Consider the following 23,724-nt stretch of genomic DNA (forward strand, 5'->3'; position numbering starts at 1 on the left):
ATTTTTATAAAATCAAAACCTGTTTTTTGATAATTCGTAAGCAACATCAACAATCATATCTTCCTGACCGCCCACCATGCCGCGGCGCCCTAATTCTATGAGAATATCTTTGATATCGATACCAAACTGTTTAGCAGCCCGGCGCGCATGGAGCAGGAAGCTGGAATAGACACCTGCATACCCCAGCATAAGGGAATCCGTACGGATTGCCTGCGGGCGATGCATCAGTGGCTCCACTGTTGTCTGAGCCACATTCATCATTTGATAAATATCCGCATGAATATCATAACCCATGCGGTTAAGAACCGCACATAACACTTCCATCTGGGTGTTTCCCGCACCGGCTCCCAGCCCCCTGCATGTTCCGTCAAGATACTCTGCTCCTGCCTCAAGAGCAGCCAGACTGTTCCCCATGGCCAATCCCATATTATTATGGGCATGAAATCCGATTGGAACACTGACCGATTCCTTTAAGGCTGCAATACGCCTGTGCACGTCATTTGGCAACATATATCCGGCAGAATCAGCCAAATTAATATAATCGACTCCCTCTGCTTCAAAAATTCTGGCCTGTTCCACAATCTTCTCAGGTTCTGCCATATGGGACATCATCAGAAATCCAACGACAAACAGGCCTTTACTTTTAGCATACCGTATATGCTGGACCGATACATCCGCTTCAGTAACATGAGTTGCCACCCTCACCGCGCCGATTCCTGTTTCCTCTGCCCGCTTTAAGTTCTCTATAGTGCCTACTCCAGGCAGCAGCAGCACTGTAAGTTTTGCATTTTTGATTACTTCCCCTGCCGCACGCAGCAGTGTAAGTTCATCCACAGCAGAAAATCCGTAGTTAATAGAGGAACCGCCAATTCCATCTCCATGGCTCAATTCTATGAAATCTACCCCTGCCCTATCTAATCCTTCTGCCACTGCTTTTACCTGGTCAACGGTAAAACTATGGCTTACGGCATGGCTGCCATCCCGCAAGGTTGTATCTATAAGCTTAACCTTTCTTCTGATCATACCATTTTACCTCTTTCCACCCAACAGCCTGCCTGCCACCTTTTCAGCTGTTGCCACAGCAGCCTGATTAATAATATCCAGATTCCCGGAATAGGCCGGAAGAAAATCGCCCGCACCTTCCACTTCCACAATAACCGTAACCTTATTTCCATCAAGGACCGGCGGCACCCGCAGGCGGTAGCCGGGAACATAACTTTTTACTTCCTTTACGATTGCTTCTACTGAATCCTTTATCCTTGCCTCATCGGGATTCTTAACCAATGCATAGACTGTGTTAGTCATCATCAACGGAGGATTGGCCGGATTCAATACAATAATGGCCTTTCCTTTATCAGATCCCGCCACTATCTCCAATGCCTTGGATGTGGTCTCTGTAAATTCATCAATATTGGCCCTGGTACCTGGCCCTGCACTCTTTGAAGAAATTGCGGACACGATTTCGGTATATTCCGAATCAGCGACACGATTAATTGCATAAGCGATAGGAACCGTGGCCTGGCCTCCGCAGGTCACCATATTGAAATTATCCGTATCAAACGGAAGGCTGTCCATATTGACACACGGTACCACATAAGGACCAACCGCAGCCGGTGTCATATCCATAACGATCTTCCCTGCTTTCTTTAATATAGGGGCATTATGTAAATGTGCTTTTGCACTGGTTGCATCAAATACAATGCGGATTTCAGTATCTGCAGCTATTGCATCCACGCCCTCAATTGAAGTATCAAATCCCAGTCCTGCGGCCCGCCTGATCCCTTCTGATTCCACAATACCGGCCATCAGCTTCATTTCCAAGCTGCTGCTCTTCATGACCTTATACATTAAATCCGTTCCTATATTGCCCGGACCGATGATACCTACTTTAATTTTTTCCATGAAAATGCCTCCCAAAACTAAAATGTAAACCCTAATACACCATAGACAATCGTTGCCACCGCCGTCATGCCAAATCCGATCAGAGACTCATATGGAATGATCTTAAGCCTTTCCTTGATTGACATCTGCAGCGTTCCTGCACTGATATGGAAGAAACTCCCGTGAGGCAGACAGTCAAACACACAGCAGCCCGCATGAATCATTACAGCTGCCTGGACTGCAGTCACTCCAAATGAAAGGATGGTTGGACCGAAAACCTGGGATGCCACGGTAGCTCCTGCCACACAGGAAGCGGTGGCTCCACCCATAACAATGCCTGACAATGGCGCAAGGATATATCCAGGAAGCCCTGATACCTCAACAAGGCTAATGAGCGTATCCTTTAATCCGGAATTGGAAATGATACCCGATATGGTCCCTGTTCCCAGAAGCAGAAGCACAATGCCGCTCATCCTCTGAAGGCCTGTATTTGCATACTTCAGCATTTCTTTGGGCTGCCTGATGGCGATGGCTCCAATCACTCCTCCAATGGGCAGGGCTACAATGGGATCAATGGTAATTCCGCAGATCGGGCGAAGCATCAGCAGAATGATCGTGCAGAATGGTCCTGCCAGGGCGCAGCCGATGGATGGAAGCTGCCTTGTCTCAGCAACCGTACGATTGGTAAGCTTTGTGGAATCCACCATTTCCCCCTTATTCTTAAGCATGACCATGAATATGTAGGTAAATGCAATTCCGGCCAAAGCAGGTATCATTCCTCCAAGCACCACAGAAGTCATGGGAATGCCCAAATTCTCAGCCAAGGCAATGGTATTGGGATTGGGCGAAATGATATTCCCGGCATGGATACCGCCGATCAGTGCAATGGATGCAGCTGCCTTGGAATATCTGGTGGAAAGTGCAATATCCAAAGCAATAGGAGCAACGATCACCACCACCACATCTCCAAACGTTCCCACTGCCTGAAGGACCCATGCGGACAGAATGATTGCCAAAAGTGCAAAGCGGCTGCCCATCTTTTTCACAATTGTATGAGCAATGGTTTCCGCTGATCCGGATTCGATCAGGAAACCGGCCAGCATTCCTGCCGCAATGATACGCAGGATCCCTGACGCCATACCGCTGCCGCCGGATACCATCAGACTGACTGTTTCCGTCAATCCTGCTCCTCCGATCATTCCGCCTGCCAATGCTCCCAGCATCATGCCGTATACGGGCGGAACCTTTAAAATGATCAATACAATCGCTATAACAAGTCCGGCTACAGCGCCTAATGTACTTATTGTTGCCATAATATACCCCCATCTTATTATCTGTCTGATCAACACTGAATGATTGCACCTTTGTCTGCCGAAGATGCCACTTTGGAATAGAGTTTTAAATAGCCGTTGGGTATCTCTTTTTCCGGTTTTACCCAATGTTTTCTGCGCGCACTGATAATCTCATCAGAAACGTGAAGCTCAAGTTTTCCTTCTGTCACATCGATCATTATCTCATCCCCATCCTCCACAAGGGCCAAGGGACCGCCTTCTGCTGCCTCAGGTGAGATATGCCCCACAAAGCATCCATTATTTGTTCCCGAAAAACGTCCGTCCGTGATCAAAGCCGTATCCTTTGCAAGCCCCATGCCATACATATACTTCATAGCCTTAAACATCTCCCTCATGCCGGGGCCTCCCTTAGGTCCTTCATAACGGATGACTACTACCTCTCCCTTCTGGATCTCACCACTCAGAATGGCTGATTCCGCCTCCTCCTCCGAGTTATAACATCTGGCCTTCCCGGTAAAACGGTGAAGAGCCGGATCAATGGCACCCGGTTTGGAAATTGCCGTATCCGGTGCCAGGTTTCCCGACAATACGGCTACACCGCCTGTCCTGGAAAATGGTTCATCCACTGTCTTGATGATCTCACGGTTCTCCGGATACCAGTACACCTGATCTTTAAGGTTTTCGTCCACAGACTTTCCAGTACATGTGACTGCACTCCGGTCTATGATACTTCCCAAACGGTCCATCACCCGCGGAATGCCGCCTGCCCGGTAAAACGCTTCCATATCCCACTTTGCCGCCGGGTTTACCTTGGCAATCTGAGGCGTTGTAAGATTCAGCGTTCTAAACTCTTCCACCACATTCATATCCAATTTTGCCTCATTCGCAATGGCTGCAATATGCAAAACAGCATTCGTGGATCCACAGATCGCCATAGTAACCTTAATTGCATTACGTATGGACTCCTTTGTTATAACCTGTTTTGCTGTGATGTTGTTCATCACCAGATTCACAACAGCACGCCCGGCCTCAAAAGAAGACTTCAGGCGTTCCCCATAAGGAGCGGGTATCAAAGCACTTCCCGGCAGACTCATTCCCATTGCTTCCGATACGCAGCACATGGAATTAGCGGTTCCTAAAAAAGAACAGGATCCGCATCCGGGACAAGCCGTATTCTCCAGTGAACGGTACTCATCCTCTGTGATCTTCCCGGAACGGGTCATTCCTTTTGCCTCATCAATGGATGTCAAGTCTGACTTTCTTCCGTCAAACTCGATCCCCCCTAACATAGGGCCGCCGACACATACAATCGCAGGAATGTCAAGACGTGCGGCAGCCATCAACATGCCGGGAACGATCTTATCACAGGAAGCCAGCAAGACAATACCATCGAGCCTGTGAGCCTGTACCATGACCTCTATGGAATTACAGATGATTTCCCTTGACGGAAGTATATAATTCATACCTATATGCCCCTGTGCCACACCATCGCAGCATCCAATGGTGCCAAACTCTACTGCAGTTCCACCTGCACTGTAAATTCCTTTTTTAACAAATTCATTTACCTGGTTCAGGTTAAAATGTCCGGGAACACAGGTATTCCATGTATTGGCAATCCCTATAAGTGGTTTATGATCCAGTTCATAATCAGAATATCCCATGGATTTAAAAAGAGAGCGGTAAAAGGGACTGTCCTCGCCGTGCATGATTTCATTGCTTCTAAATTCCATTCTTATCCTCCTATTAAGTAAGCTTTAATTTGTTCTATATTATAGAACTTTATTCTATATTGTAATAATATCCTATTTTATTTTACACGTCAATAACAAATCAATACAAATTCCATACAAGTTTTTGTGTATTTTGTATAAGCAGAAAAAGAAAACGGTTGAAATATTCTAAGTAAAATGTTAAATTACTATTACGAGGAGGAATGTTATGGCAACAACAAAAATCATACAGTCTTTAGAGCGGGCCATGTCCATCTTAGAACTGTTCCAGAATAATGTGGTAGAATTAAGTTTAAAGGATATCTCTGAAAGGCTGGAATTAAATAAAAGTACTACCTTTGGCCTTGTAAACAGTCTGTCCTCCCTTGGGTATCTATTGCAAAATGAAGAGAATCAGAAGTATTGCCTGGGGCCTAAGATATTATCTCTATCCAATGCCCTAAAGATGAATAATGTCCTGATACGGATTGCACATCCTTTTCTTGAACAGCTCTCTCATAAATATCATGAAACAGTACACAGCGCTGTACAGTCTGATAACAGTGTCATTTATCTGGACAAAGTAGAATCGGATTCATCTATTTTTATCAACACTCAAATGGGTGTTAAAAACTACATGTATTGTACCGGTGTAGGAAAATGTCTTTTGTCCTATAAATCGGAAGCACAAATTGACCAGATTCTGTCTTTTCCACTTAAGGCTAAGACTTATAATACGATCACCCAGAGAGATGCGCTTTTACATGAACTGAAACTGAGCAGAGAGCGCGGATATTCTATGGACAATGAAGAGATAGAAATAGGCCTTACATGCATAGGTTTTCCGGTTTTCAAAAGCTTTGAGGAGCCTGGCTTTGCCATCAGTATTTCCGGGGCAACGGGCAGAATTCTGGACAAGCTTCAAAATACCGACCTGATACATGATATGCGGTTAGCTGCCGCGGCAATGTCGCGGCAAATTTATAATTACCAGGCCCATTAATGTATGTCTGGAGGTTTTATTCTCCGCAGATTCATCCAGTATCTAACGAAAGCCGCCATGTATGATCCGGTATCCTGTATCAGGATACCGGATATCCTTTTTTAGAAATAAAAAAATCCCCTAATCCAATACCCAGACCAGGGAATTCAAACAATATATCCTGTTTTATAGCTGGCTGATCTTCAGCCGTTGGCTTTTTTTCCAATTTTTTTTAAAAAACCGCCATTCCATAAAAACCTTCCCTCCTCGGCGTAAAAACAGCATACATAGGACCCTTATCCTATTCAGCACAAAATCCTCCACAAACTCATATGTCTCATTAGTAATAGATATTTCTGTCTATTTCTTTAGAAGCCATTCCAAAACATTAATCTGCTTGATACCATTATAGGATGTCAGTGGCGTATAATCCATAGTAAGAAGATACTTGGGATTATGGTCTTTTATTGCATCCAGTGATGAAAGTTCCCGCTTTAGTGTCTGCTCTTCCAATACGGTCTGAGATACTTGATAATATTCTTCCCCTTCGGCGCCAATGGCAATAAAATCAACCTCAGCATCTCCAACTTTTCCTATATGAACTTCATAACCTCGTCTTATAAGTTCCAGGTAAACAATATTTTCTAAGATATGCCCCATGTCTGCCTGTTTCGTGCCTAATATAAAATAACGAAGCCCTATATCCGCTGCATAATATTTCGATCCTGTAACGAGATACTGCTTCCCTTTTATATCATATCTTCCTACCTTATATAGAATAAAACTGTCACAAAGAGCAGAAAGATAGTTTTCCACAGTAGGTACGCTGATTTTCCTCCCTGACGATGTCATTGCATTTGCAATCTTAGTGGCGGAACACATATTTCCAATGTTATCAAACATAAATTCCACCACGCTTTGAAGCATAGATGGATCAGATATTTTCTTTCTGGTAACGATATCTTTGAGCAAGATTGTATTGTAAATTCCCTCAAGATAAACTCTGATATCTTGTTTTCTTGCAAGTTCAAGTGTTCCTGGAAAAGAACTGTTTTGTAAATAATTCATATACAGTGCACCTGTATTTGTGTTTCCAGGATATGCTGATATATATTCCTTAAAAGAAAGAGGAAGCATTTTTATCTCAACGTACCTGCCAGAGAGCAATGTGGCAAGTTCTCCGGAAAGCAGGAACGCATTAGACCCCGTAATATATAAATCTACATTTTTCTTTACATAAAGCCAGTCTACTGCTTCCTGGAAATTTTCAACTTGCTGTACTTCATCTAAAAATACATAGTTCTTATTGCTCTTTACCAGTTTACTTTCCACATATTGATATAGCTTTTCTGATGTGCGAATACCACGATAATCACCGTCCTCCAAATTAACGGTTATGATTTGTTCCTCTTCTACTCCATTCTCTTTTAAATAGGACTGATACAATTCAAACATCGTTGACTTACCGCAGCGGCGAATTCCGGTTATTACTTTTATTAGGTTTTTATCTTTAAAACTAATTAAACTTTCAAGATAATCATTTCGTTCAATCATTTGTTACGCCTCCCCATAGTTTTTATAAACCAACAATAACATATCTTCTCATTTTTGTAAAGTTTGTAATAAACATTTTACAAAGTTCCCTACTTTTTGAAATTTGTAAGATGTGTTATTATGCTATTTTCTCACTATTGTACGCAAGAAGCACCTTGCTGATGATTTTAATCCGAATGACAATTACAAAAGTATTTTTCCAGGCTGATGTAAATGGTGGACCCAGTATAAAAAGAGAGAAAAAACGTCCGGCGGCTATCGAAGAACCGCTACCTTAACATTATTGAAATCTTTGATGCAAAAAGTGGTACAAAGCGAAAGACAGGATTAACAAATGGAGTGATAAATGTATATAAATAATAGTGGAAATCCGAATAAAATAATGGTAAAATCCAACAAGATACGCATGGAATATTGCCAAATAATTATAAAAGTTCCACAACTGGGAGGGGGTATTTCAAATTGACTTCCAACATACATGACCTTAGAATGAAGACGAAATAAAACAACAATCTCGAGGAGGAATAAGGCATGGATGTAACAAGAAACGATGTGGAACGGATGATCGATGCTTCCCTGGGTGCAACGCCGGCGCCTACCCTGGCACAGGTGGAGGAGTTTGTGCGAAAAACACTGAATTATAACTTTGCCACCACATTGACAGAACCATTTTTCATCCGGGGAAATGCAGACATACTTCACCAGGCAGGCAAGGAACTGGTCAGCGTAATCTCCTATCCCCTGGGCGGTATGACCCATGAAGCAAAACTATACCAGGCGAAACAGGCACTTAAGGACGGAGCGGATGAACTGGACATCTCCATGGATGTCAGCGCCTTTAAATCAGGCAGGTATGATTATGTTAAGGAAGATCTGAAGCCTTTTGTGGATATGATGGAAGGCAGAATCATGAAAATGATTTATTTTGCCAGTCTCTTAACCGAAGACGAACAGCTGCGGGCTGCCGAGATGGCAATTGAATTGGGAATTCCCTATCTTAAGACAAATACAGGCTTCGGGTTTGTCACCACCACAGATCAGGTAAAACTCATCAAAGACCACTACCATGATGCAATAAAGGTTATGACCTCTGGCGGCGTCAGGACCAAGGAAGATGCTATTGCCATGATAGAAGCTGGAGCAGAACGGATTGCAACCAGTTCCGCATTCAAAATTGTAGACAGCTTTCAGGATTGAAACGATTGAGGAGGACAGAAAAATGAATAGAAATGAATTGGCGCGTTATATTGACCAGACAACATTAAAACCTGGAATGAACCATGACTATGTCGCCAAGTTTTGCCGGAATGCAAAGGAGAACCATTTTGCCAGTGTCTGCATACTGCCCAATATGATAGAAACGGCAGCCGAGGCACTGAAGGATTCCGACACAAAGGTGTGCACGGTTATCAGCTTTCCTCTGGGATTTGATTGGCCGGATGTGAAAATCCATGAGACAGAGGACGCCCTTGACAAGGGAGCCCAGGAAATTGACCTGGTAATGAATGTATCTGCGTTAAAGTCTGAGAGATACGACATCATAATTGAGGAACTGGATGGCGTGGTAAAGGCCAGCCATGCCAGGGGGGCAATCGTTAAGCTGATTATTGAGACCCCGCTGCTTACGAATGACCAGATTGTAAAAGCATGTGGCCTTGCGGAGCAGCATGGTGTGGACATAGTCAAGACTTCCACCGGATTTTCGGCCATGCTGCCGCGTTCCACTTCTGTGGATGATGTGAAACTAATCCGCAGCAGCGTAAAGCCTGGGACAGGCATCAAAGCGGCTGGAGGAATCCGCACCACCGCGGATACCCTTGCCATGATTGAGGCAGGGGCTACAAGAATCGGCGCCAGTGCTGGAGAGGAAATCATTGGTGGCCTGTAAAAAGGCGGAGGATCGGGATGCAGAAACTGGTAAGTTTGGATGATATAGAATTAAATGTGTCTGCAGCTGACTGGCAGGATGCGGTCATAAAATCAGGAACCATACTTTTAAATAATGGCTATGTGACCAGGGAATATGTGAATGCCATGGTCCAAACGGTCAAAAACCTTGGGCCGTATATCGTGGTGGCTCCGGGACTGGCAATGCCTCATGCAAGAAGTACCAACGGCGTCATAAAGAGCGGCATTAGTATCATGACATTGTCCCAGCCTGTGGAATTTGGCAATGAGAGCAATGATCCGGTCTACCTGTTAATCGGACTGGCGGGAAGCAATGATGATCTTCATTTAAAAATCATGCAGGCTATTGCCACCATATTTGAAGATGACAGGATGCTGGAACGGATTACAGCGTGTGACCGCCGGGAGATGGTTGCCAGGATATTCAATGATGTGGAGGTGGAGGAATAATGTTACATATTGTTACGATTTGTGGATGCGGCATGGGGAGCAGCGTAATCCTGAAGATGAATGCAGAGAAGGCGCTTAAGGACCTGGGTATAGAGGCTAGACTTGAGGTCAGTGATATTACAACAGGGAAGGGCGCGGCACGCACTGCGGATCTGGTGCTGATAGGAAGGGAACTGGCCTATCTTGTGCAGGACATTGATAAACCGATCATACAGCTTACCAGCTTTGTAAATAAGCAGGAAATAAAGGACAAGCTGCGGGAATATTGCGAAGCAAATGGAATTAAACAGAAATTGTAAGGACTTTGGGAGCAATTCATAATTAAGAAAGGAATCGGACATGGGGAAATTTGAGAATAAAGTAGTAATTGTCACGGGTGCCGGTCAGGGGGCAGGAAAGAAACTTGCGATCCGTTTCTATGAAGAAGGCGCCGTGGTCGGCCTCCTGGATCTTAATGGCCAGAACCTGGATGCCGTAGTAAGAGAAGTGAACCCGGATACCGGCCGTTTTTTGACCTACGCGGTAGATGTCAGCGACAACAGACAAGTGACATCAGCCATCGATGATATAGGCAAACGGTTTGGCCGGATCGATATACTGATTAATAATGCCGGGATTCTTCACAAGGGTATGATTGAGAGCTCTACGGATACGCATATGAAGCTCATGGTAGATGTAAACCTCATGGGTCCCATGTACTGTACTCACGCCAGCGTGCCTTATATGAAGGAAAATGGTGGAAATATCATCAATGTATCCTCCATCCTGGCAACATTCCCTAATACGGGTTCAGGGGCCTACGGGGCGGCCAAGGCTGGCATGATTGTACTTACAAAGGTCTGGGCAGCTGAATTAGCCCCATACAAGATCCGCGTAAACTGCTATGCGCCGGGCGTATTAAACACCCCAATGGCAGAAGACGTGATTAAAAACAGGGCAGAGAGCAAGCTATGCCAGATACCGCTTCGCAGGTTTGGGGAAACCGATGATGCATTTGACCTGGTCAGCTTCTTCTGCTCGGATCAGGCGAGCTATATTACAGGACAGACCATAGGACTGGATGGAGGAATATGGGCAACCCAGACGCCCACGGCAGCCTGGAAACTGTAAAGGAACGTAGGATGGAGAGGGGGATACTATGAACTTTGCAATTGATTTTATTACCAACGTGCTTGGTAATCCCACGGTAATGTTGGGTATTATAGCATGTATTGGTTTGATGTTTTTAAGAAAGAATGTCAGTGATATTGTCATGGGAACTGTAAAGACTATGATGGGATATCTGATCCTAAGCGCAGGTACAACTATTATTGGTACTCCTATCACCCTGCTGACAACCCTTGTGCAACGGGGGCTGGGCGTGGACGGCGTGCTGCCTCTGTACTGGGTGGTCTATGCCGAGTCCATGGCCAAATTTGGAACGGAAGCCGCATTAATTTTCATCATTGGATTTGTCATTAATATCCTGCTTGCCAAATTTACGCCATGGAAGAATCTGGCCATGACCGTACACCTTCAGCTTTTCTGGGCAGGCTTCATGGCAAGCATTATGGCGGGCTTCGGATTCTCCGGAATCACTTTGATAGCAATCGGCGGCCTTATTTCAGGCGTGTATTACTGGATTGCCACCACCATTTCCGCCCACTACTTAAAGCCTGTGACTACGGAGCATGCTAATTTTGTCCCCAGTGCCATTGCGCTCGTTATTGCCGGAGAAGCCGGAAGGCTGTTTAAGAAGGGTGGAAAATCCACAGAAGAGATTGAATTTCCCAGTTCGCTTAACTGGCTCAAGGACAGTATAATCGCAACCTGCATGGCCGTGCTTGTAATGAATTTTATTTTCACCTTTATTGCCGGCCCCGCGGTTGTAAGAGAGCTGGCCGAAGGAACTCCCTGGATTCTATATGTCCTAATACAGTCACTCACCTTTGGAGGAGGAATCGCAGTCATCCTCTATGGCGTGCGCATGATGCTGGCAGAACTGATTCCCGCATTCTCCGGTGTTGCTGAAAAGCTGCTGCCTAACGCGGTCCTGGGCCTCGACTATCCTACGGTATTCCCTTACGCCGGCACTGCTGTGATGCTGGGTTTCGTATTCAGCCTTTTAGGTTCCATCCTGGCTACTCTGGTTATGGCTTTTACCGGTTTCTCACCGGTTGCGGTACCTGGAGTCCAGATCAACTTTTTTGAAGGAGCACTGGTCGGCGTGTACGCCAATGCCAGGGGAGGCCTTAAAAACTGTATATTAAGCGCTCTTATAACAGGCTTTATACTCCAGTTTGCAGTGGCTCTTACCTTCCCCATGACAGGACATCTCATGGCAACAGGAGGAGCATATGAAGCTATGGACTTTAATACAATCGGATATTTGATTGCAAAGCTCATGTCACTGTTCCACTAAATAAAAATATATGGCAGGCCACGCATTCCGTAACAGAAAATGCAGGCTTGCCTGTTTCTGGATCGGAGGGAAAAATGCAGGAATCCGAACAGTACCTGGAACTGATCCGCAGGGACCCGTTCCTCCGTGCGATGCTGGCTTCATATGAAAATGTTGCTGGCAGCACGGCTGGGAAAGACGTGTTGGACTATGGCTGCGGCTATGGATGGGGCAGCTATCTGCTCTCCTGCCACTGCCGCCGGGTTACGGCATATGACCCGGACCAGGAGCGCATTGAGTTTGCGAGCCGCGTGTTCAGCCGGAAAAACATTCATTTTATCTCTGAAGAAGCATGTCTGTCCGGGAAATATTATGATTTGATCTGCCTTTTCATGGTATTACATAACATCAGGGATTGCGAAGATATATTGATACACCTGCCCGGATATCTGAATCCGGGAGGGATGATTATGTTCAGCTACAAAAGTACATACCGCGCACTTGTGCCGGTTCTGGATCAATGGGCCTGTGACTGCGGCTTTACACTGGCACATTCAAGCCATAGATATCTGTCGGATGAAGAATCAGTTGAGGAACGGTGTTATTACAAAAACAGGGATGAGGAATGGTTTTATGCTCTATGAACGATGTGTACGTATAATTGAAATACTGATTCAGTCACGGCAGGCCATGACAACAGGAGAGCTGGCCAGCCTGCTGTCAGTGAGTTCCCGGACCATTCGCAGCGATTTGGATGTTATCGATGAGTGGCTGGGGGGATTTTCGCATGAACCGGTGGTGAGGATTCCGGGAATAGGGATACTGTTAAAGGACATCAATGGGCAGATCCAAATGCATTTGAGGGAAAAAGGGACAGGAGGATATGTAATGTCCTCTGCCGAGAGGGTCCGTTCCATCACGGGATGGCTCCTGGCAGAAGGCTCCTCCACCAGCATTGCCGAAATGGCGGAAAAGCTGCAGGTAAGCGCTGCCACAGTTTCTAATGACCTGCAGAAGGTGAAATCCTGGATGGACCGGTCCTGCATCCATATGGTATCCAAGCCGCACATGGGAATTACGGTGCGGGATACGGAAAATAACATCCGCAGGGGATGCATCATGGTTCTGAGAGAGATGCTGGAGACGGGAACGCACCAGCAGGAGTTGATAGGTATGAGGTTCACACAGGCTGAGAGCCTGCTGCGGAAGTATCAGATGACCTCTTTCTGCAATGTATTAAATGCATGGAGGGAGAAAATCCTGTTTATAATCAGGGAACTTCAGGATAGCGCCCATGTGACCATATCGGACAATGGATTTTGCGCCATGTTCCTATATCTTCTCACCGCATTCACACGCATGGATAGAGGGCATCCAATCAGTGTGAAAAGACAGACATTTCCCCACATTGAGGTACCATCCGGATTTGACTATAACCGGATCCATGACATGATTCTGGATCAGACTGGACTGGATGCGGATGAAAATGAGATGTTCCTGATCCATGCAGAGTGGATGTCGCTGCGTAAATTTGGTTCCTCCCAGGAAATCAATGTAGAGCATGTCCTGATCGCAAAGGAACTGATTGCCGAAGTAAAGGACTCCCTGGAAATCGAATTTGAAGAAGGGGATGATACTGTTCTGGATCTGGCTGCCCACCTCAGCGTCATGCAGTACCGCCTGTTCCTCAATATACCCGCGGAGCATAATGCTGCGCTGCAGGAGATAGAGGAAACATTCCCCGATGTCTGCCAGGTGGTCAGGCAGAAGCTATGTGCCATCCTCAAAGAACGGCTGGGAACTGTAAACCAGGAAGTGTGCAGCCGGGAAGCGGTATATATTTCTATGTATATTGTTGCCTGCATTCTCAAGAATCCGCTGGAGGCCGCGGTAAAGAAAGATGTAATCATCGTGTGCAACAGTACAGTTGCAACGTCCAGGATACTGGAGAACCGCCTGAAATCCATATTTTCCAATGTAAATGTAGTAAAATCCATATCCTACCACGAGTTCATCAGCGCTGCGCAGCCACTCTCCTGTGACCTTATCATCTCTACTCTGCCTTTAGAAAGCACACAATACCAATGCGTCACAGTAAATCCCCTTCTTAAGCTGGAAGATATCAACAAGCTCATGGGAATGTTCATGCTAAGGATGCAGAATGTGGACTTCAACAAGTATATCAGCGCCACCATTAACATAGTAGCCCGTTCCTTAGAGCTGAAGCCGGAGGAGCGTATCAAGCTGTCCATCGAGCTAACCCGGGATATCAAAGAGGAGGTACAAGGGCTGGACAAGAGCCACAAGCCGGCCGTGAGGAATCTGCTTGACGAATCTCTGGTGGCGGTGAATGTACATGCAAGGAATTGTTATGACGCTATCCAACTGGCCGGAGATCTGTTAAAGAAAAAAGGATATATCACCCAGAGGCATATTGACGAGATGATACGCATTAAACGGAAGCTGGGCGGCTATATGGTAATTGACAAGGGAGTAGCGCTTCCTCATCTTCTTGCACCGGAGCTTTCTGGCCCATGCATGAGCGTAATTACCCTGGATAAGCCGGTCCGCTTCAACCATGCGGATAATGACCCGGTGGATTTAATTGTCATGCTCCTGTCAAATCATAACACAGCCCACATAAAGGTCCTGGAGGAACTGGTGGACCTGCTGGGGGATGCAAAAAAACGGGAGGCAATCCGTTTATCCACCAGTGCCTATGAACTTTTGAGCATCATAAGCTAACATCGGCCGCCGCTCTTGTAGAGAGTGCTGCAAATATTGTAACATTCAAAAGGCAAAGCTTGGGTAGCTTTGCCTCTTGTTTTTATGCAGTTTCTCATTATATTAATCTTTGTAAAACAACTTTGACCGTCTTGATTTCATACGGATTTAAATCCACATAAACAAAATGCTTCTCTATTTTTAGGCGTCTTTCATCTTCTTCCAGCATGCTGCACTCCCAGGCATCCTGCACATTCTGGTCAAACCTGACCATTGCCTGAGTTCTCCTGTTAAACGCCTCATACATGCGCAGGATCAATGCATCGCTATCCTCTGCCTTCTTTATCACTTCGATCATTATATTATCTTTATTTACACTGACAAAAGAATACTCTTCAGGCGGCAGATCCCTGCTATCCTTTTTACTATCCTTTCCCTTATACCGTGCGATCATCGGATTATTGAATTCATATGCTTTCTGAATGGTATTGCCTTCCCGCCATCCATCTCTGTGGGGGAATATAGAATAGGAAAACTCATGCTTTTCTTTGTCTGCAGCAGGATTAGGATAGCAGGCTGATTTCAGCATAGTCAGACCAATCACCCCATTATGTATGTCACATCCGTATTTACAATCGTTTAGGATGCTGACTCCGTATCCGTTTTCCGATATATCGATCCATTTATGTGCACATACTTCAAATTTTGCCTGGTCCCAGGAGGTATTATAATGGGTAGGTCTTTGTACATTTCCATATTGGATTTCATAGCTGGCCTGGTCGGCATGGATATTAACCGGTATATAATTCCTCAGTAAAAGGTTTTTCTCACACCAGTCCACCCGATTGACAATATCAATCTTTGTCCCCTTGGAATAAACAATCACGTCCTGTTGGATCCTGGAGTCCAGATAAGTTCCGGAGATTCTGAGAACCGCCCGCACCGGTCCTCTCTCAATCACTTCAATCTCAGCCTCATCTTCCAGCACCCACGGTTTTTCCGTGTAATAGCTGTTGATATCCCAAGCATCATAATTATGCGGCCGGTCTTCATATGTAACTAACACATTGGCACAGCTGCCCGGCTTTAGAATTTCACGTTGCTCATTTTTGTCATAAATGGATGTAAACTGCCCTTTCCTGTTCCAAGCAACATGCAGTTCCTCCGTATCAATGGAGTTTTCTAAAATGTCAAATGCATCTTCCGGCTCTTTTGTTCCCTCCATCAAGCAGAATGTCCTGTATCCTCTTGAGGGAACCCCCTCAGCCAGAAAAACGCCCTTCCCATCATAAGTTTTCTGGATCGGGTATTCTATGTCTGCATATACAGCTACAGGATTTCGCAGGTTAGGGGTGTGCAGATCAGAGTACTCCAGACATACATATCCCCGGGAAACGAAACTGTTCCGGTTAAAGACAACCAGGCTCTCTCTTTTTGCATGGATCCTGGTAAGAATATGTCTGATCCGTTCCTCCTCCAAAACAGTTCCCGTTGCCAGCACTTCATTGTACTCCCGCTGTGAATCCTCGTAAACTTCCTCAATGGATGAACCGGGAAGGATATCGTGAAACTGGTTTTTTAGGACGATCTTCCACAGATGATCCAACTCCCGATCGGGGTACTGCTGCCCCCATTTGCTTTTGCCCAGGGCCGACAGAAATTCAATATTCTGTAACAGGAATTCAGATCTTCGGTTGTATTTTTTATTCCTGGCCATAGATGTGTAGGTTCCCCTGTGATACTCCAGATACAGTTCGCCGACCCATTTTGGCAGATTCCTTTTTTCTGCCACTTCCTGTTCCAATTCCTGAAAATACTCCGATACACCGGAGATTTTAGTTCGCGGGCATCCGGGAATCCCTCTGGACAGACGTCTCTGGTTTTCCAGCATATCTCTTGTTGTACCACCGCCTCCGTCCCCGTATCCAAAACACATTAAAACACTGCGGTTCAATTCCTTTTGACTGTACCGTTTCCATGTCCCCTTTACTTGGGATGGGTTCAGATATCCGTTATATGTCGTAAAATGGGCTGGCCTTTTCTTACCTTCCACCACAAGGGAAGCATGGTAATCCCGAACAGATATGAAATGTGTTAATAGTTCCGTTCCATCAATCCCCTCCCACAAGAATGTGTCATAAGGCATTTTATTCACTTCATTCCAGCTGATCTTTGTTGTCATAAAATAATGAATGCCGCATTTCTTCATGATCTGGGGCAATGCCGCAGAATATCCAAACACATCAGGAAGCCATAAAATATGATTGTCAACTCCAAATTCTTCCCTAAAGAAACGTTTTCCTGCCATAAGCTGGCGTATCAGAGATTCACCGGAAGTAAGATTGCAGTCCGCCTCAACATACATGCCTCCCTCTGCTTCCCAGCGCCCCGCTTTTACCTTATCCTTTATTTCCCGGTATAGGCCCGGAGCGTTCTCCTTCACATATTCATATAACAATGGCTGGCTTGACATAAACACATACTCAGGATACTGTCTCATTAGTTCCAATGCCGTGGAAAAACTTCTCACCGCCTTATCCTTAGTCACCCCCAGGGTCCACATCCACGCGATATCTATGTGTGTGTGCCCCACCGCATAAACTGTTTCCCTGGACCTGCCGCATTGCTTATCATAAAATTCTTCCATATATCTCTGGGCTTTTTCCAGACTTTCGTAAAAAAGCCCGGAATATTCTTTGCGGAGATCAAGCAGGTTTAAAGATTCGGTAAGTGCTTCTGAGATCGTTAATGCCTCTTGTGAATCCTGATCCAGCAGTTCCATGACCTGGAAGGGGACACTGATGTCATAATAGTATGCCTCTATGTCCCTGTGTAAAACCTTCATTTTCCAATTCATCTGCAAATGAAAATTCTGCACCCCGGTAAATGCGGACAATACAATTTGGTAAACATCGCCTGCCTGGGCCTGTTCTGTCAGCAGTATTTCCCGATGGTTCACATCCAGCCCCTGCTTGAGATATCCGTTTAAATATACCAGGAATTGTGGATTCGTAGCATCCCACTGCCCTTCACATCCTGTTGTCAGTTCCAGGACAACGGTATTACCATTATACTGATCCGGTATGGTTACAATGAACCCAAACCAGTAATACTCGTTATGACCGCCCCAAAGCTGTCCTTGCTCCAACCGCTTCCACTGCCGTCCTTCCAGTTCTTCCAGGTTTCCGATCCGTTCTTCTGTCTTTAGGATCCATATATCCTTAACTGGAATTGTGTCTGAATAGATCAAACTTTGGATGCATGAAATCAGCTTTCTGTTCCTGTCCTCAATAAACAGCATACTCTTACCTCTAATTTTCCCCGGCCTTACACCTTATACCTCAAATGTGCAGTGCTCCCGGACATCTGTCTTTATCTCTATTCCTCTGTTGGTGATTAATTTTACAGATATATTTCCTTTTAAACCTCCGGTTTCTACCTGTACACTTCCCATATCAAATGCGGCTTTAATGAGGTGTTCTTCTCCGTTATAGTATAAAAATTCCGTATACCCTGATTCTTTACCATATACACAGATTGTCAACGCATCATCTGCCCCGGTAATATGGTCCTCCGCCTTACCTGTCGGCACAATGCTGCCGGCCTTTACGTATAAAGGCATATTATCCAGTTCCATTTTAACCGCATCATACTGCTTTCCCTGCTTTATTTCTTCTGAGAAATAATGATACCACTGGCCGTCCGGATAATAGACCTCTCTCTCACCGCCTTCATTCAAGACGGGAGCCACTAAAAATGCATCCCCAAACATCCACTCATCCTCAACACTAAGACAGTTCCTGTCATCCGGGTTAGACAGATACAAATGTTCCATAACTGGAAGCCCCTGTTTTCCTCTGGTGTAAGCGGTTGAGTAAATATACGGTATAAGCTCATACCTGAGTTTGTCAAACTTTCTGAAAATAGTTTCCGCCCTTTCACCAAAGGTCCATGGCTCCCTCGGATTATTGGCTCCATGACACCTTACATGGGAGCAGAACATTCCCGCCTGCATCCATCTGATGTACACCTCTTCGGAAGGCCTTCCCAGGAAGCCGCCCACATCATGACTCCAGAACGTGAAGCCCGACATTCCCATGGATAATCCGCTTCTGATGCTGAATCTCAATCCATCAAAATCAGTAAACGGATCCCCGGCCCAATGGATCGGATATTTCTGCCCGCCCGCATAGGTGGAACGGCCCCATAATATCGGCTCTGCAATAGACTCCCGGGACGCCTCATATGCTGCCCTTGAATACAGGTAAGGATATATGTTATGGATTTCATCCCCGTCATAGCCATGATATTTCCCTTCAACAGGAACTCCCTCTCCCATATCTGTCTTTATAACACTAACTCCCATCTGAAACAGGTTTTTCAGCTGTTCTTTATACCACTGGCAGCAGTCCGGGTTTGATAGATCAATGACCGGATTGGAGCGCGCGTCCTCCCCATATGGATTCAGAGGGATCCATCCTTTTTCCCGCAGTTGATCCCTTAATTCCGGAAGACATTCGGAAGTAACGTATGGTTTCTGCCAAAGGCTGAGCTTAATTCCCATGGAATCAAGTTCCTTTATCATCTCTTCAGGATGCGGGAAATTATGTTTACCAAATTTCCAGTCACAGGCCCAGGGAATTTCAAACCAGTCCGTATCAATATTGATCACATCACACGGAAGATCCCTTTTCCTCATCTCCCTGCCCACCTCAAGAACTTCATCCTCGGTTTTATAAGAACAGCGGCTCATCCAAAGCCCAAAGGACCACTTGGGAATCATCGGGCTTTTCCCGGTAATGTCCGTATACCGCTTCAGGATCGTTTTCGGCTCCTCACCGTAAATATAAAAAATATCAATCAGGGATTCACCGTAAATATGGCAGCTTGCACAGCGGTTGGAACGGTTCCCCATAAAAAATTTGCTTCTGTAATGTGTATTTACATACATACCATACCCACGGGTACTAAAATAAAAAGGTAGAGACACGTACGTTCTGGGTGATCCTACAGACAGCGGATCTGTAATAAACACATCCACTTCCTGCATTTTCTTATCCACCGGTGAATACTGCTCACCAAAACCAAAGTAATGCTCATCATGTTCCATTCTGCTTGAGCACACGCCGATCCGCTCACCGGTAGCTGGATTCTCCACAAATCCAAAGGGAAAGCTTTCATGGGTAAACCGGAGGACCTTATCATTGTTTTCCTGGCAGTAGACCTTTTTTCCATCCCTGCCATAAATGGAAAAACCAAATTCCGCCAGATTTACCATGGCCTTACATGTATCCGTGGTAATCCATAGCATGTCACCTTCTTCTTTTACCTCATATTGGTCCGTTTGAAGGGGCGGAACCCCCTCAAGCATAACGGTGTGATGCTGCCTCTCTCCGCCCTCGCCTGCAAGAAGGCGGAAAATACCCTTTTCGTACACTTCTAGCCTGAGAAAGCCTTTAAAATGTTCTGTTTCCACAGTCTCATCTATAATAGGCCTTAATTCACCGTCACAGTCGATCTGGGTATTATGTATACAATCCCCCTCTATATCAAGAAGCAGCCCCCATGTCATCTTCTTCCAGTTCGTTATTCTGGCAAACTTCTTTAGCTTCAGATTATAATCTTTCCCCTTTCGGAAGTTATCTTGTGTATACTCATAATACATCTTGATCCTGTCAGGGCTTGGCTCCTTATAATAAACCTTTTTATCCTGTCCCTGTACACGGACTTTAATTTTTTCATCCATCATATTATCCTTTCACACTTCCCATTGTCAGTCCTTTTACAATATTTTTTTGCATTATAAGATAAAATATAACCAGTGGAAGCCCTGTTAATATAACAGCCGGAAGCTGCAGATCATAATTGCTGCTGTACTGCCCAATAAAACTGTAAGCAAACAGAGGCAGCGTTTTTACCTCCTTTTTTGTCAGCACAAGAAGGGGGAGCAGAAATGAATTCCAAAACGTAAGGATATTCAGCACGATCACTGTAGATGTTATGGGCTTCATCAGCGGGAATATGATCTTAATAAACAGTCCCACCTCACTGCATCCATCGATTCTGGCCGCCTCATCCAGCTGAACCGGAATGGATTTTATAAATCCATGATACAAAAATATGGAAAATGCAATCTTTGTACTTGCTTCTATTAATCCTAATGCAGCCAGATTGTTCAGCATATGCCATTTTTTAAGCAGCTGCACCAGCGGAAGCATGATAACTTCAAACGGCAGCAGCATGGAAACTGTAAAATAAAAGAATAACAGCCTGCTCAGCCCTGTCTTTGTCCGCGAAAGCTTGTAGGATGCAAGGGAACTTACTGCCACTACGATTCCAAGCCCCACGGATGTAGATATGACGGTGTTTAGAAAATATTTGATAAAATCCGCTTGTTTCCAAACATTTTTAAAGTTATCAAAGGTGGGATGGAAAGGAAATTTCAGAGGGTCAGCAAAAATATCCCCATACGGTTTAAATGAGTTTATGATGATCAAATAGATCGGTACTGCAAATAATACAGCCAGCAGGATCGTTATGATCAGCACCAGGCTCTGCCTTCTTTTCATCAGCTTTCCACCTCCTTTCCTTTTAATACGGCCAACTGCACGGTAGTGACAATTGCGACCAGGACAAACATAATAATTGCTTGTGCGATGGCCTGACCAAAATTATTCTTCTGGTAGGCGGTATTATAGCTTAACAATGCCAGGGTCTCGGTAGAACGGTACGGTCCCCCTCCCGTCATCAAAAATACGATTTCAAACTGTTTTAACCCATTCATAGTGATCAGAAAAACACCTACTATAATGGATGGGAGAATTAACGGCACCTTTATCCTGAACAACATCTGAAGGGGACTGATTCCATCAAGCATGGCAGATTCCACCACATTTGCATCCACTGTACTTAAGCCTGCCAGATAAATCACTGTCAAATATCCGGTTCCCAGCCAGAACGAGACTATGATCGTTGACCAGAACGCTGTCCCGGATTGGCTGAACCAGCTTCGTTCCAGCAATTCCATCCCCATCTGCTGTCCCGCTGCCGGCAGGACCTTAGTGAAGATAAATCCCCATATAAATGCCACGATTACACCTGAAAGAACATTTGGTATAAAAAACACGCCTCTCAAAAAACCTTTTAACCGATTAGTGCTGTCCAGCAGACTGGCCACGATCAGTGCACCAAAATTCTGTGTGATCACTGTCAGTACTGTAAACTTAACCGTAAACCATAAGGCTGACATAAAATGTTTATCTCTAAATAATTTCTTATAGTTCTCTATTCCCACATATAACTTATCCGGGCTGATCCCGTCCCAGTCATATAGGGAATAGTGAATTCCGCTGATAAATGGATATACTACAAATATGCTGAACAGCATCAATGCAGGAAGGACAAAAATCATCAGCCAGACATTTTCTTTTCTCCTTATATAACTTTTCTTCATGGCTTTGGCTCCTGAATTCTATGGGTTTTTCACTAATTTTCAAACTCTGTCCAGGCGGTGTTCATCTCATCAATTGCTTCCTCTTTGGAAATGTCCCCAAGCAGAAATTTGTCCATGGCTGAAATCAGTTCTGTCTCCACGCCCTGTGGAAATAGATTGCTTGCCCATGCTGATGCTTTGCCCTCGGACGTCCATTTCTGTGCATCCATCATAACTTGGGAGCCCGTAGGTGTTACGCCCTTAATCGCAGATAAAATCTCCATATCATTTGAAAGCCAATCCTTTACTTCCTGGGAAGTAACCATCCAGTTGATAAACTCCAGCGCTGCATCTCTGTTAGCCGAATCCCTGCTCACATGCAGACCGGCTGAGGCGCATGTATAGATCTTGGCATCTGCTGGGTCATTGCTCAGAGGGTAAGGCATAAGCCCAATCGTACTGTCCGGGTTTGCTTTCCTGGCATTCTGTACGATCTGATCCCCACAAATCATCATTGCAGCTTCCCCTGTTCCCAGTTTTGCTCCTGCAGTGGCGAAATCATCATTAAATGGATTGGGCTGCAGATATTTTCCCACAAGCTCCGCTCCATCAAAAATCTTATAGATAAATTCAAAATCCTTTAATTCTTTTTCTTTATTGGCCAGCTGTTCAATATTTTGTTTATAATTTTCATCTACACCAAAGGTAAAACCAAACAGCTGTTTCTTTACATAATCTGATTTATATCCCATGGCAAAAGGAATGATGCCCGCATCCTGTATCTTCCTGCATACAACGTCCAATTCTTTCAGTGTTTCTGGCGCTTCAGTAATACCAAGCTTCTCAAATACCTCCTGATTGTAAAGGACACCCCAAGCCTGGGTCACAAAAGGAATGGCTGTCAACTCCCCGTTGGATGCTTTAAATTCCGGCCCGATCTCCACTTCTTTTACAAATTCTTCATTGGAAAGATCATAGCTTACCGATGCGTAATTTTGATTTTTCATATACGGCCCACTGATAAAAATATCCGGGACCTCTCCTGATGCCACTCTTGTCTGAAGGATCTTGTCATAATCCGAACCAATACATTCTATCTTCAACTCCACATCAGGGTTCGCCTCTGCATACATCTCTGCAAGTTTATCGAACTGATCCTGATATTGTTCCAGATAGTGAAAAAAGGTCAATTCCGTTTTTGCATGGCTTTCCCCCTGTACACTGTTCTGGCCCGCGCCTGGATTTTCTTTTGCCCCATTTGCCCCACAGCCTGTCAGCAGTCCCCCAGCTGTGATAAGTGCCATCATAGCCGCCATTATACTTCTCCGTTTCATATGATCCTCCTTATTGTTTGAGTGCTCTCAGTTCTTTTGTTATATTCACATAATACAGGCTTAAGGTGCGTTTTAAAA

19 protein-coding genes are annotated in these 23,724 nt (G+C 45.0%); 9 read left to right on the forward strand and 10 right to left on the reverse strand.

Annotation, left to right across the window (positions count from 1 at the left end):
- Positions 1–12: 12 nt before the first annotated feature.
- The 4 genes from dmpG to ilvD are packed head-to-tail and all read right to left on the reverse strand — an operon-like array spanning position 13 to position 4,903.
- A complete protein-coding gene (dmpG, locus tag HMPREF9469_RS03970) occupies positions 13–1,023 on the reverse strand; it encodes a 4-hydroxy-2-oxovalerate aldolase (protein ID WP_007859390.1) in 1,011 nt (336 codons plus the stop codon).
- A 6-nt stretch (positions 1,024–1,029) separates the two neighbouring features.
- Positions 1,030–1,902 carry an acetaldehyde dehydrogenase (acetylating) gene (locus tag HMPREF9469_RS03975; protein ID WP_007859392.1) on the reverse strand — a complete coding sequence of 291 codons (873 nt, stop codon included), beginning with the start codon at positions 1,900–1,902 and terminating at the stop codon, positions 1,030–1,032.
- A 17-nt stretch (positions 1,903–1,919) separates the two neighbouring features.
- Positions 1,920–3,194: a GntP family permease gene (locus HMPREF9469_RS03980; protein WP_007859395.1), complete on the reverse strand. Its 1,275-nt coding sequence runs from the start codon at positions 3,192–3,194 to the stop codon at positions 1,920–1,922.
- A 29-nt stretch (positions 3,195–3,223) separates the two neighbouring features.
- Positions 3,224–4,903: a dihydroxy-acid dehydratase gene (gene ilvD, locus HMPREF9469_RS03985; RefSeq protein ID WP_007859396.1), complete on the reverse strand. Its 1,680-nt coding sequence runs from the start codon at positions 4,901–4,903 to the stop codon at positions 3,224–3,226.
- Positions 4,904–5,111: 208 nt separating this feature from the next.
- Between ilvD and HMPREF9469_RS31065 the strand changes: the two genes are divergently transcribed.
- Complete coding sequence (locus HMPREF9469_RS31065; protein WP_007859397.1) at positions 5,112–5,885, forward strand: IclR family transcriptional regulator; 774 nt, start codon at positions 5,112–5,114, stop codon at positions 5,883–5,885.
- 339 nt (positions 5,886–6,224) lie between these two features.
- On the opposite strand, the gene HMPREF9469_RS03995 is transcribed toward HMPREF9469_RS31065, so the two are convergent.
- Positions 6,225–7,418: an ATP-binding protein gene (locus tag HMPREF9469_RS03995; protein WP_007859398.1), complete on the reverse strand. Its 1,194-nt coding sequence runs from the start codon at positions 7,416–7,418 to the stop codon at positions 6,225–6,227.
- 531 nt (positions 7,419–7,949) lie between these two features.
- On the opposite strand from HMPREF9469_RS03995, the gene deoC (HMPREF9469_RS04000) reads away from it, so the two are divergent.
- The 8 genes from deoC (HMPREF9469_RS04000) (at position 7,950) to HMPREF9469_RS04035 (ending at position 14,901) form a co-directional block, all read left to right on the forward strand.
- A complete protein-coding gene (deoC, locus tag HMPREF9469_RS04000) occupies positions 7,950–8,615 on the forward strand; it encodes a deoxyribose-phosphate aldolase (protein ID WP_007859399.1) in 666 nt (221 codons plus the stop codon).
- Between the two features lie 22 nt (positions 8,616–8,637).
- Positions 8,638–9,306: a deoxyribose-phosphate aldolase gene (gene deoC / locus HMPREF9469_RS04005; RefSeq protein WP_007859400.1), complete on the forward strand. Its 669-nt coding sequence runs from the start codon at positions 8,638–8,640 to the stop codon at positions 9,304–9,306.
- A gap of 17 nt (positions 9,307–9,323) precedes the next feature.
- Positions 9,324–9,776 carry a PTS sugar transporter subunit IIA gene (locus tag HMPREF9469_RS04010; protein WP_007859401.1) on the forward strand — a complete coding sequence of 151 codons (453 nt, stop codon included), beginning with the start codon at positions 9,324–9,326 and terminating at the stop codon, positions 9,774–9,776.
- Complete coding sequence (locus HMPREF9469_RS04015; RefSeq protein WP_007859402.1) at positions 9,776–10,075, forward strand: PTS sugar transporter subunit IIB; 300 nt, start codon at positions 9,776–9,778, stop codon at positions 10,073–10,075. The genes HMPREF9469_RS04010 and HMPREF9469_RS04015 overlap by 1 nt, the downstream gene beginning before the upstream one ends.
- A 40-nt stretch (positions 10,076–10,115) precedes the next feature.
- A complete protein-coding gene (locus HMPREF9469_RS04020) occupies positions 10,116–10,886 on the forward strand; it encodes an SDR family NAD(P)-dependent oxidoreductase (protein ID WP_007859403.1) in 771 nt (256 codons plus the stop codon).
- A 28-nt stretch (positions 10,887–10,914) separates the two neighbouring features.
- Complete coding sequence (locus HMPREF9469_RS04025; protein WP_007859405.1) at positions 10,915–12,177, forward strand: PTS ascorbate transporter subunit IIC; 1,263 nt, start codon at positions 10,915–10,917, stop codon at positions 12,175–12,177.
- Between the two features lie 74 nt (positions 12,178–12,251).
- Positions 12,252–12,800: a class I SAM-dependent methyltransferase gene (locus HMPREF9469_RS04030; protein ID WP_007859407.1), complete on the forward strand. Its 549-nt coding sequence runs from the start codon at positions 12,252–12,254 to the stop codon at positions 12,798–12,800.
- Complete coding sequence (locus tag HMPREF9469_RS04035; RefSeq protein ID WP_007859409.1) at positions 12,790–14,901, forward strand: BglG family transcription antiterminator; 2,112 nt, start codon at positions 12,790–12,792, stop codon at positions 14,899–14,901. The genes HMPREF9469_RS04030 and HMPREF9469_RS04035 overlap by 11 nt, the downstream gene beginning before the upstream one ends.
- Before the next feature lie 97 nt (positions 14,902–14,998).
- Here HMPREF9469_RS04035 and HMPREF9469_RS04040 read toward each other — a convergent pair whose 3' ends face one another.
- From HMPREF9469_RS04040 to HMPREF9469_RS04060, 5 genes are read right to left on the reverse strand one after another with little or no spacing between them, the layout of a single operon-like run.
- Positions 14,999–18,181 (reverse strand): alpha-mannosidase, encoded by a 3,183-nt coding sequence (locus HMPREF9469_RS04040; RefSeq protein ID WP_007859410.1) that lies wholly within the window; start codon positions 18,179–18,181, stop codon positions 14,999–15,001.
- 33 nt (positions 18,182–18,214) lie between these two features.
- Positions 18,215–20,629 carry a glycoside hydrolase family 31 protein gene (locus tag HMPREF9469_RS30525; RefSeq protein ID WP_050814433.1) on the reverse strand — a complete coding sequence of 805 codons (2,415 nt, stop codon included), beginning with the start codon at positions 20,627–20,629 and terminating at the stop codon, positions 18,215–18,217.
- 1 nt (position 20,630) lies between these two features.
- Positions 20,631–21,449, reverse strand: coding sequence for a carbohydrate ABC transporter permease (locus tag HMPREF9469_RS04050; RefSeq protein ID WP_007859414.1), 819 nt, complete (start codon positions 21,447–21,449; stop codon positions 20,631–20,633).
- Positions 21,449–22,333, reverse strand: a complete 885-nt coding sequence (locus tag HMPREF9469_RS04055; protein WP_007859416.1) for a carbohydrate ABC transporter permease — start codon at positions 22,331–22,333, stop codon at positions 21,449–21,451. Before HMPREF9469_RS04055 ends, HMPREF9469_RS04050 begins: the two co-directional genes overlap by 1 nt.
- 32 nt (positions 22,334–22,365) lie before the next feature.
- Complete coding sequence (locus HMPREF9469_RS04060; RefSeq protein WP_007859419.1) at positions 22,366–23,646, reverse strand: ABC transporter substrate-binding protein; 1,281 nt, start codon at positions 23,644–23,646, stop codon at positions 22,366–22,368.
- Positions 23,647–23,724 lie beyond the last annotated feature (78 nt).

The organism is [Clostridium] citroniae WAL-17108 (assembly GCF_000233455.1).
GTDB classification, from domain to species: Bacteria; Bacillota; Clostridia; order Lachnospirales; family Lachnospiraceae; genus Enterocloster; species Enterocloster citroniae.

What these genes read in the sequence shown, in the direction of transcription:
- HMPREF9469_RS04035 (WP_007859409.1), top strand. Translation starts at nt 12,790, where the DNA reads ATGCTCTATGAACGATGTGTACGTATAATTGAAATACTGATTCAGTCA.
- HMPREF9469_RS04050 (WP_007859414.1), bottom strand. Translation starts at nt 21,449, where the DNA reads ATGAAAAGAAGGCAGAGCCTGGTGCTGATCATAACGATCCTGCTGGCT.
- HMPREF9469_RS04020 (WP_007859403.1), top strand. Translation starts at nt 10,116, where the DNA reads ATGGGGAAATTTGAGAATAAAGTAGTAATTGTCACGGGTGCCGGTCAG.
- HMPREF9469_RS04025 (WP_007859405.1), top strand. Translation starts at nt 10,915, where the DNA reads ATGAACTTTGCAATTGATTTTATTACCAACGTGCTTGGTAATCCCACG.
- HMPREF9469_RS03980 (WP_007859395.1), bottom strand. Translation starts at nt 3,194, where the DNA reads ATGGCAACAATAAGTACATTAGGCGCTGTAGCCGGACTTGTTATAGCG.
- HMPREF9469_RS03975 (WP_007859392.1), bottom strand. Translation starts at nt 1,902, where the DNA reads ATGGAAAAAATTAAAGTAGGTATCATCGGTCCGGGCAATATAGGAACG.
- HMPREF9469_RS03995 (WP_007859398.1), bottom strand. Translation starts at nt 7,418, where the DNA reads ATGATTGAACGAAATGATTATCTTGAAAGTTTAATTAGTTTTAAAGAT.
- HMPREF9469_RS04010 (WP_007859401.1), top strand. Translation starts at nt 9,324, where the DNA reads ATGCAGAAACTGGTAAGTTTGGATGATATAGAATTAAATGTGTCTGCA.
- HMPREF9469_RS04040 (WP_007859410.1), bottom strand. Translation starts at nt 18,181, where the DNA reads ATGCTGTTTATTGAGGACAGGAACAGAAAGCTGATTTCATGCATCCAA.
- deoC (WP_007859400.1), top strand. Translation starts at nt 8,638, where the DNA reads ATGAATAGAAATGAATTGGCGCGTTATATTGACCAGACAACATTAAAA.
- HMPREF9469_RS31065 (WP_007859397.1), top strand. Translation starts at nt 5,112, where the DNA reads ATGGCAACAACAAAAATCATACAGTCTTTAGAGCGGGCCATGTCCATC.
- ilvD (WP_007859396.1), bottom strand. Translation starts at nt 4,903, where the DNA reads ATGGAATTTAGAAGCAATGAAATCATGCACGGCGAGGACAGTCCCTTT.
- HMPREF9469_RS30525 (WP_050814433.1), bottom strand. Translation starts at nt 20,629, where the DNA reads ATGATGGATGAAAAAATTAAAGTCCGTGTACAGGGACAGGATAAAAAG.
- HMPREF9469_RS04030 (WP_007859407.1), top strand. Translation starts at nt 12,252, where the DNA reads ATGCAGGAATCCGAACAGTACCTGGAACTGATCCGCAGGGACCCGTTC.
- dmpG (WP_007859390.1), bottom strand. Translation starts at nt 1,023, where the DNA reads ATGATCAGAAGAAAGGTTAAGCTTATAGATACAACCTTGCGGGATGGC.
- deoC (WP_007859399.1), top strand. Translation starts at nt 7,950, where the DNA reads ATGGATGTAACAAGAAACGATGTGGAACGGATGATCGATGCTTCCCTG.
- HMPREF9469_RS04015 (WP_007859402.1), top strand. Translation starts at nt 9,776, where the DNA reads ATGTTACATATTGTTACGATTTGTGGATGCGGCATGGGGAGCAGCGTA.
- HMPREF9469_RS04060 (WP_007859419.1), bottom strand. Translation starts at nt 23,646, where the DNA reads ATGAAACGGAGAAGTATAATGGCGGCTATGATGGCACTTATCACAGCT.
- HMPREF9469_RS04055 (WP_007859416.1), bottom strand. Translation starts at nt 22,333, where the DNA reads ATGAAGAAAAGTTATATAAGGAGAAAAGAAAATGTCTGGCTGATGATT.